Source organism: Arthrobacter sp. I3 (assembly GCF_000520575.1).
Classification (GTDB): Bacteria; Actinomycetota; Actinomycetes; order Actinomycetales; family Micrococcaceae; genus Arthrobacter; species Arthrobacter humicola_A.
The window spans coordinates 31,591-40,304 of sequence record NZ_KI914940.1 but is presented as its reverse complement, the minus strand read 5'-3'; the positions used below and the strand labels follow the sequence as shown (position 1 = coordinate 40,304).

General features: G+C 68.9%; 6 protein-coding genes. 1 reads left to right on the top strand and 5 read right to left on the bottom strand.

Translation table 11 applies throughout. The features are described from left to right. The 3 genes from Y706_RS25980 to Y706_RS25975 form a co-directional block, all read right to left on the bottom strand. Positions 1-1,603, bottom strand: a 1,603-nt coding sequence (locus tag Y706_RS25980) for a sensor domain-containing diguanylate cyclase (RefSeq protein WP_043436313.1), incomplete at its 3' end; no start/stop codon positions are given. 51 nt (positions 1,604-1,654) lie between these two features. Further along, positions 1,655-2,329, bottom strand: coding sequence for a response regulator (locus Y706_RS0116360; protein WP_028277444.1), 675 nt, complete (start codon positions 2,327-2,329; stop codon positions 1,655-1,657). Beyond that, positions 2,326-5,037: a DUF4118 domain-containing protein gene (locus Y706_RS25975; protein ID WP_043436312.1), complete on the bottom strand. Its 2,712-nt coding sequence runs from the start codon at positions 5,035-5,037 to the stop codon at positions 2,326-2,328. Before Y706_RS25975 ends, Y706_RS0116360 begins: the two co-directional genes overlap by 4 nt. Before the next feature lie 187 nt (positions 5,038-5,224). Between Y706_RS25975 and Y706_RS0116350 the strand changes: the two genes are divergently transcribed. Further along, complete coding sequence (locus Y706_RS0116350) at positions 5,225-7,201, top strand: APC family permease (protein ID WP_028277443.1); 1,977 nt, start codon at positions 5,225-5,227, stop codon at positions 7,199-7,201. Positions 7,202-7,336: 135 nt separating this feature from the next. Here Y706_RS0116350 and Y706_RS0116345 read toward each other — a convergent pair whose 3' ends face one another. After that, positions 7,337-7,540: a cold-shock protein gene (locus Y706_RS0116345; RefSeq protein WP_009357211.1), complete on the bottom strand. Its 204-nt coding sequence runs from the start codon at positions 7,538-7,540 to the stop codon at positions 7,337-7,339. A 147-nt stretch (positions 7,541-7,687) separates the two neighbouring features. Further along, positions 7,688-8,635, bottom strand: a complete 948-nt coding sequence (locus Y706_RS0116340; RefSeq protein ID WP_028277442.1) for an alpha/beta fold hydrolase — start codon at positions 8,633-8,635, stop codon at positions 7,688-7,690. Between the last annotated feature and the right edge of the window lie 79 nt (positions 8,636-8,714).

The following is an 8,714-nucleotide window of genomic DNA, read 5'->3' as shown; positions in this document are numbered from 1 at the left end:
GTTCGGACGCGATGGCCTTGCGGGCGCGTTCGGCGGCGCGCAGGGCCTCGGCGCCGTCCGTCGCCGGGAGCAGCCACACGAACTCCTCGCCGCCGAACCGGGCCACGATCTCCTCGGCGCGGGCGACCGCCCGGAGCCTGGCCGCGACCTCCGCCAGGACCACGTCGCCCGTCAGGTGGCCGTGGGTGTCGTTGACCCTCTTGAAGTGGTCGATATCCAGGACGACGGCACTCAGGCTTGTCCCGCGGCTCAGGGCCAGCTCAACATGCTCGGCGAGGTGCCGTTCCAGGGCCCGCCGGTTGGGCAAGCCACTGAGGGCATCGGTAGTGGCCTGCTGTTCGAGGTCGGTCCGGGCCTCCGTGTTGCCGATGGCGATCTCGACGAGCTCCGCGAACTGGGCCAGCCGCTCCATCATCGCCTCCGTAACCCCGGTGCGCGACTTCGACGTCAGGCTCACGGCGCCCCACAGGCTGCCGCCGACCCGGATCGGCGCCGCCGCCGCGGACTGGAAGCCGCCGGCGCGCATCTGCTCCGCTGCCGGTCCACCTTCCGCCCGGTAGCGAACCAGGGCCGGCTTGCCGGTCACGGCCACCCGGACAGTGGCCGACTCGTCCGTCGGGGCGAAGATCTGCCGCCGGCTCAGCGTCGGCGGCAGCGTCGGCGCCATGGCGACGATTTCCGCCGACGACGCGCCCGTGAAACGGACGACGGCGGCGGAATCGACGTTGAACAGGTCGCGGACAATCGCGGCGACCCGCTCAGAGATGGCAGCGGGGGCCGCGTTGCGGGCAACTTCGGTGGCTATCTCGTGCAAAGCCTCCCAAACCTTTTGTTGCTGCAGGCGCTCGGTGATATCAACCGCCACCACCATGCCGGCCGCGGCCTCGTCGTCGGAGTAGACCGGCCCGGCGTTCAGCCGGTAGGTGCGGTGGCCGATCTGCCGGCTCCAGGACACCTCGCGGCCGGCGAGGGCCGCGAGGTAGCGCGGCTCGAGTTCGCTGGCGAGATTGCCCTTGAGCACGTCCTGGATGCGCTGGCCTTCGAGCTCTTCCCTGCGGTAGCCGAAGGTCTCCAGCTCCTGGCCTTCGGCGATCAGGTAGCGCAGCTCGGCGTCGAAGAGGAGGACGAAGACGCCGGGGACGCTCCGCGCCAGGGCGCGGTACCGGTCCATGTCCCGTTGCCGGCGCCGGTCGGCCAGGACACGCTCGGTGATGTCCGTGACCAGGACGAAGAAGCCCTGCACCGCGCCGTTCTGGGTATCGGGGGTGTAGGTCACCTCGGTGAAGCGGGACTGGCCCGCGGCATCCACCAGGGTCCGGTCGAACTGCTGCCGCTTCCCGGCGAGCGCCCCCTCGATGTGCGGCAGGTTGGCCTCCAGGACGGTCTCGCCGAGCACGTCCCGGACATGCATGCCGTGAAGCTGCTGGGGTGCGAAACCGAACCACTCGCAGTAGGCGTCGTTGGCCAGGCGGTTGCGGAGTCCCGTGTCCCAATAGCCCACGAGTGCCGGGATTCCGTTCAGGACAGCCCGCAGCTGCGCCGGGATCTCAGGCAGTGGCGACGGACCGGCATCGTCCCTGTTCAGCGGGCTGCGATTAGTCATTGCCCCAGTATCCATTGCCGGCGGCGGCAGGAAAAACCGGCAGGAAAACCATCAGGGCATGAACCTGTAGCCGATGCCGGCCTCGGTGAGCAGATGGCGCGGGCTGGCGGTATCCGGCTCCAGCTTGCGCCGCAGCTGCGCCATGTAAACCCGGAGGTAGTTGGTCTCCTTGGCGTAGGCCGGACCCCAGACCCTGGAGAGCAGCTGCTGCTGGGTGATGAGCTTTTCCGGATTGCGGACCAGAACCTCCAGAATCTTCCATTCCGTGGGGGTCAGCCGGACGTCCGCGCCGTCCCTGGTCACCCGGTGCTTGGCCAGGTCCACGGTGAAGGCATCGGTCCTGACCACTGCTTCGCGCTCCGGTTCGACGCTGCGGCGCAGCAGCGCCCGGAGCCGGGCCAGGAGCTCGTCGAGGCCGAACGGTTTGGTGATGTAGTCATCCGCGCCGGCGTCGAGAGCCTCGACTTTGTCTTCGGAGCCGTGCCTGGCGGAGAGCACCAGGACCGGCGCGCTGCTGAACCCGCGCAGCTCCTTGAGGACACGGGTCCCGTCAATGTCAGGCAGGCCGAGGTCCAGGATGATGAGTGAGAGCGGGTTCTGGGTGGCGGCCAGCAGCGCCGAGGTCCCGTCCACGGCGGTGGTGACGGTGTAGCCGTGGGCCTGCAGGGTGATGCGCAGGGCCCGCAACAGGTGCGGGTCGTCGTCGACGACCAGGACGGCCGTCATGCGGTGTCCTGCGGGGAAACCGACGATGCCGACGGCGACGGCGACGGCGACGATGCCGGCGCGCCTGGGTTGCGGCGGCCGGCCAGCGCCGATTGGGGCTCGAGCGGGGCGCCGCCGGGTGGGGCGTCGAATGGCTCTCCGGTGGAGAGCGGGAGGGTGATCACCATGGTCAGGCCGCCGCCCGGCGTCGGCTCCGCCGAGAGCCGGCCGGCCATCGCCTCAGTGAATCCCTTTGCCACGGCCAATCCCAGCCCGACGCCGGCGGCCTGGGCGGAGTCGTCGAGGCGCTGGAACGGGCGGAACATGTCCAGGACCCGTTCCGCAGGGATGCCCCGGCCGTGGTCGATGATGCGCAGCTCGCCCGCGGGCCGGCCCGCGAGGGCGGCAGGACTGAGCCCGCCAGCGGCCCCCGCCACCACAATGTCTGAATCCGGAGCGTACTTGACCGCGTTCTCGACGAGGTTCGCGACGACGCGCTCCAGCATGCCCTGATCGGCATCGACCTCGGGCATGTTGGCCGGAAGCTCCACCCGCACCCGGTCCGGCGGGATGCCGTGCAGTGCGCCGGGGATGACCTCATACCAGCGGAGGGGATGTAGCTGTGGGCGAACCGAATCGGACGTGAGACGGGACATGTCCAGCAGGTTGCCGACCAGCACATCGAGCCGGTCGGAGCATTCCTCGATCGTGGCCAGCAGCTCCTGTTCTTCCTGCGGGGTATAGGGGACGCCGGTCTGCCGGAGGCCGCCGACGGCGAGCTTGATCCCGGCCAGCGGCGTCCGCAGGTCGTGCGATACCGCGCGGAGGATGGAGGTGCGCATGGTGTTGCTCTCGGCCAGGCGCATCATTTCCCGCCGGCTGGCCACGAGCTGTTGTCGTTCCAGCTGGGCGGCCAAGTGCACACCGAACGCCGCGAGGAGCCGCCGGTCACTGGCCGGCAGGATCCGCCCGTAGAGGACCAGCTTGGTGGAGGAGTCGATCTCCTCGATGTTTTCGCGCTCGGGACTTTCGCCGGCGGCCGGATCGTGCCCCTCCAGGGCCGGCAGCGGGGCCGGATCCGGCACCTCGCCGGCGGACGCGAGGAGCCGCCAGGCTCCGTCGCCCTTATTCCCCCGGCTGAGGAGGGCCGTCCCGCGGACTTGGAAGACGGTCCTGGCCTGCTCGAGCAGCGACTGGACGGTGTCCTCGGAGCCGGCTGCCCCGCGGGTGAGATCACTGAGGGTGGCGGCCTCTGCCCTGGCCCGGGCGGCCTCCTTCGAACGGCGGGCAGACAGATCCACCACCATTGCTACCGCCGACGACACCCCCAGGAAGACGAAGAGAGCCAGGAAGTTCTGCGGGTCGCTGATGATCAGGTTGCCGGTCGGGGGCGTGGAGAAGTAGTTCACCAGCAGGCTGCTCCACAGGGCCGCCAGGACCGCGGGCCACAGGCCGCCCACCAGGGCGACCGCAACGGAGCCGCTCAGCTGGACGAGCATGGCGGTGGCAACGCTGTGGTCCGGATTCATGAAGCCCAGGAGCAGTTGCAGCAGCGCGGGCAGGAGCACCGCCAGGAGCAGGCCCACAGCGATCCGGGCCCGGCCAAGTTCTCCGGGGCGCGTCCGGCCCGTGCCCTGGGCGCCGAGCGGGTGCGAGACCATGTGGACATCGATGTCCCCGGAGCCCCGGACTACGCGGGTGCCGACCCCGCCGCCCAGGACACCGCCCAGCAGGCCCGCGAGGTTCTTGTGCCGTGAGATGCCGACAACGATTTGGGTGGCGTTGACGCTGCGGGCAAAGTCCAGCAGGGCGGCCGCCGGGTCTTCTCCAGCCACGATGTGGTAGCTGCCGCCCAGGTCCTGGGCCAGCCGCCGCTGCTGTTCGAGCGCCTGCGGCGATTCCGAGGCGACCTGCTTGGCGGCGCGGACGTGGACGGCCAGGAGATCTCCGCCGCTGATACGGGTCAAGATGCGTGCCCCGCGCCGGATGAGCGCCTCGCCCTCGGGACCCCCGGTCAGGCCCACGACGATGCGCTCGCGGGCAGGCCAGCTGTCCTGGATTCCGTTTTCGGCCCGGTATTTCGCCAGCCCTTCGTCCACCCGGTCAGCCAGCCACAGCAGGGTGAGCTCGCGGAGCGCGCCCAGGTTGCCGAGCCGGAAATAGCTGGACAGGGCCGCATCGATCCTGTCCGCGGCATAGACCTTGCCCTCGCTCAACCGCTGGCGCAACAGATCAGGCGGGATGTCGACCAGATCGATCTGGTCGGCGCGGCGCACGACGTCGTCCGGCACCGTCTCCGCCGGCCGGACCCCGGTGACGGCGCTGACGACGTCGCCGAGGGACGCCAGGTCCTGGATGTTGACCGTGGACAGGACATTGATCCCGGCGCTGAGGAGTTCGTCGACATCCTGCCAGCGCTTCGGGTTCCGGCCGCCCGGGACGTTGGAGTGGGCGTATTCGTCCACCACCGCAGTCCCGGGGGCCCGGGCCAGGACCGCGTCCAGATCCATTTCCTCGTACTTGGGACCCCCGTACCTCGCGGGGCGGGGCGGGATGACCTCGAGGCCCTCCAACAGTGCCCGGGTTCCGGCGCGGCCGTGGTCCGTCGCCAGCGCCACGGCAACGTCCTCACCGCGCCCGCCGAGGCGGTGGGCTTCCTCCAGCATTTCGTAGGTCTTGCCCACTCCGGGCGCGGCCCCCAGGAAGATCCGCAGCGTTCCACGTGCCATGTCGTCATTGTGTCACCTGGGGGCGCGGCCGGCGACGCGGCGACAGCCCGCGCGGGCGGCCGAAAGGCCGGGTTTGAGGGCCGCGTTAAGGAACTGTCAGGATTGTTCGCCGGACGGTCGCAGCGGTTGCGGGGGCTGATACTGTCGCGGACGGAAGCGGCGCGGTGTGCCGCGTGGAAAGGACATCATGACCACCCTCAGCCGGCCCCCGGCAGACCCTTCGGCGCCGCGGCCCGGCGCCGGGGAACACTTCAGGAACTGGCTGCTGTTCGGCCTGCAGGACGCCAAGGGAATCCACCAGGGGCCCGGGGCCGTGAGCGACAGCCACCTGAAAAAGCACTCGTGGTGGCAGGTCATGTGCCTGACGGGCGTGGACTACTTCTCCACCCTGGGCTACCAGCCCGCCATCGCCGCGCTCGCGGCCGGCGTGATTTCGCCGCTGGCCACCCTGGTCCTGGTGGCCGTGACTTTGCTGGGTGCACTGCCGGTGTACCGCCGGGTGGCCGGTGAAAGTCCGCGCGGCGAAGGGTCGATCGCCATGCTGGAAAGGCTGCTGCCGCGCTGGGGCGGGAAACTGCTCGTCCTGGTGCTGCTGGGGTTCGCGGCTACCGACTTCATGATCACCATGACGCTTTCTGCCGCGGACGCGACCGCGCACGCGCTCGAGAACCCGTTCGCACCCGCCTGGATGCAGGGCCAGAACGTCGCGGTCACGCTGTTCCTGCTGGCCATGCTCGCCGCCGTGTTCCTGCGCGGTTTCAAGGAGGCGATCGGCGTCGCCGTCGTCCTGGTGGGTATTTACCTTGGGCTGAACGTCGTCGTGGTCATCACAACGATCATCGAGGTCCTGCAGCACCCGGTGGCGGTCGATAACTGGTGGCTGGCCCTGACCACCCAGCACGGGAGCCCGCTGATGGTGGTGGGCATCGCGCTGCTCGTGTTCCCCAAGCTGGCCCTGGGCCTGTCCGGCTTCGAGACCGGCGTCGCCGTGATGCCGCAGATCCGCGGCCACGCCACGGACACCGAGGAGAACCCCCAGGGCCGGATCAAGGGTGCGCGCCGGCTGCTGACGACGGCGGCCCTGATCATGAGCGCGTTCCTCGTCACCACGAGCTTCACCACAGTGGTCCTGATCCCGGCGCAGGAGTTCCAGCCCGGCGGGCAGGCGAACGGCCGCGCCCTGGCTTACCTGGCGCACGAATACCTGGGAAACGGATTCGGCACCGTCTACGATCTGAGCACTATCGCCATCCTGTGGTTCGCCGGCGCCTCCGCCATGGCCGGGCTGCTGAACCTCGTGCCGCGCTATCTGCCCCGGTACGGCATGGCTCCGGAATGGGCCCGCGCCGTCCGGCCGCTGGTCCTGGTCTTCACCCTGGTGGGGTTCCTGATCACCTGGCTGTTCGACGCCGACGTCGACGCCCAGGGCGGCGCTTACGCCACCGGAGTCCTGGTTCTGATGACGTCGGCGGCGATTGCCGTGACGCTGTCCGCACGCAGCCACCGGCAGCGCAAGCGCAGCATCGGCTTCGGCATCATCGCCGTCGTGTTCATCTACACCACGGTGGCCAACATCTTCGAGCGTCCAGAGGGCATCCGGATCGCGGGGTTCTTCATCCTCGGGATCATCGTGATCTCCCTGCTCTCGCGCATCCGGCGCTCCTTCGAGCTCCATGCCACGCATGTGCGGATGGATACCCCGGCCCTGGAATTTCTGGCTGCCAATGAATCCGGCCCCATCGCGATCATCGCCCACGAGCCGCTGCGGCTCACTGCCCAGGCGTACCTGGACAAGCTCACGTCCGCGATCGAGGTCAGCCACCTCCCGCTGGACTCCCAGGCGCTGTTCCTCGAAGTGGTGGTGGACGACTCCTCCGACTTCGAGACCGCGCTCGAGGTCCGCGGGGTCAGCCGGCACGGGTACCAGATCCTGGAGGTCCACGGGCCAGTTGTTCCGAACACGATCGCTTCCGTGCTGCTGCACATCCGCGACGTCACCGGGCTGATGCCGCACATCTACTTCCGCTGGACGGAGGGAAACCCGTTCACCAACCTCCTGCGGTTCCTGGCTTTCGGCGAAGGCGAGATTGCCCCGGTGACGCGCGAAGTGCTGCGCGAGGCCGAGCCGGACGTCACCCGGCGTCCGTGGGTCCACGTCGGCTGAGACCGCGCCCGGCGGCAGGCGTAAGGCCACAAACGCCTCGAACACAAACGCCCCTCCGGAGGAATCCTCCGGAGGGGCGTTGTGGTCTTCGGGGAAAGTGTCCCGGCCAGGTGGCCGGGGCTTTTTCCGGAGTACTTAGAGCGGGCGGATGTTCTCAGCCTGCGGGCCCTTCGGGCCCTGCGTGACGTCGAATTCAACCTTCTGGTTCTCGTCCAGCGAACGGTAGCCGCTGGTAGCGATTGCCGAGTAGTGGGCGAAAACGTCGGCCGACCCGTCATCCGGGGCAATGAAGCCAAAACCCTTTTCGGCGTTGAACCATTTAACTGTGCCTGTAGCCATGCCTTTATCCTTCTGAAATGCTGCTGATCTCCGGCGGCCATAAGGCCAACGGCTGCGGAGACATTCGTCCGCTGTCCCCAACGTACGGTGCGACGGGCCGCGGTGCAAGGGTCTGACGGGGGTCTTCGTCCCGGCCGGCCGCTTTCGTCAGGCCGAGACGGTGGCGTCGAAGAGCGCAATCAGGTCCCTGCTGATCTGGTACGGCGAGGTCTCGGACGGGCTGTGGCCCGCGCGGTAGACCGAAATCCGCGCACCGATCGACTGCGCGAAGCTCCGGTGCAACGCCAGCGGCCAGAGGTCGTGTTCGCCGACTGCGACAAGCTTTGGCAGCGTCGCGGCCGCCAGCACCCGCCGCAGATCCGGGGTGTGCTTCATAAGGCCGATGATGTCGACCACCGAGGCGCGGCGCGTGAACGCGAACCGGCTCCTGACGAACCGCAGCCGCTGCGGCGCCACCCGGGCAATATTGCTGCGGATGCCCCAAATCATTAATGCGGTGCCGACCCTGGAGGTGACCCAGCAGCTGACCCAGCCAGCCAGGCGCACATAACGGAGGCTCTGCCCCGGCTCCGGCGGGCAGCTGATGAGGGTCAGGCTGCGGAACTTTTCTGGCCGCTGGACGAACGCCAGTTGGGCAACCACCGCCGCGAAGGAATACCCCACGACGTGCACCGCGCCTTGGTCGGTGTCCAGCATGGACAGGAGATCGTCGCGGAACAGCTCGTAGTCGTAGCAGTTCCGGGGCGGAACGAGGTTTTCGGGCCCGGCCTGGGCGGATTCATACTGCCCGGCGATGTCGCAGCTGAGGACGAAGTAGCCGGCCGCGGCGAGCTCGGGCAGCATGAGGATGAAGTCTTCCTTGGAGCCGGTTGCGCCCGGGACCAGCAGGACGCGCGGCTTCCCGGGGTCTCCGGCGGCGATCGTCGCCAAGGTCCCGCTCGGTGCCTGGAACTGACCGCGCATCACGCCTGCCGGAAGGACGGCCCAGTCGAAGTCGGGCAACGCGGCGTCCCGGCGGGCGGCATCGTCCACCAGCCCTGAACCAAAGCCCTCGGGAACCGGGCCGCCCTGTGCGTTACTGCCGGCAGACGCCATCTATCTAACATAGCCCCCTGCCGGCGGCGTGGCGGAGGTCCCGTTGCAATTCGACGGCCCGGCGCCGGCCGGTCCGGAG

Bases quoted from the DNA above. Each gene is read 5' to 3' on its own strand.
- Y706_RS0116360 (WP_028277444.1), bottom strand. From the start codon at position 2,329: ATGACGGCCGTCCTGGTCGTCGACGACGACCCGCACCTGTTGCGGGCC.
- Y706_RS25975 (WP_043436312.1), bottom strand. From the start codon at position 5,037: ATGGCACGTGGAACGCTGCGGATCTTCCTGGGGGCCGCGCCCGGAGTG.
- Y706_RS0116350 (WP_028277443.1), top strand. From the start codon at position 5,225: ATGACCACCCTCAGCCGGCCCCCGGCAGACCCTTCGGCGCCGCGGCCC.
- Y706_RS0116345 (WP_009357211.1), bottom strand. From the start codon at position 7,540: ATGGCTACAGGCACAGTTAAATGGTTCAACGCCGAAAAGGGTTTTGGC.
- Y706_RS0116340 (WP_028277442.1), bottom strand. From the start codon at position 8,635: ATGGCGTCTGCCGGCAGTAACGCACAGGGCGGCCCGGTTCCCGAGGGC.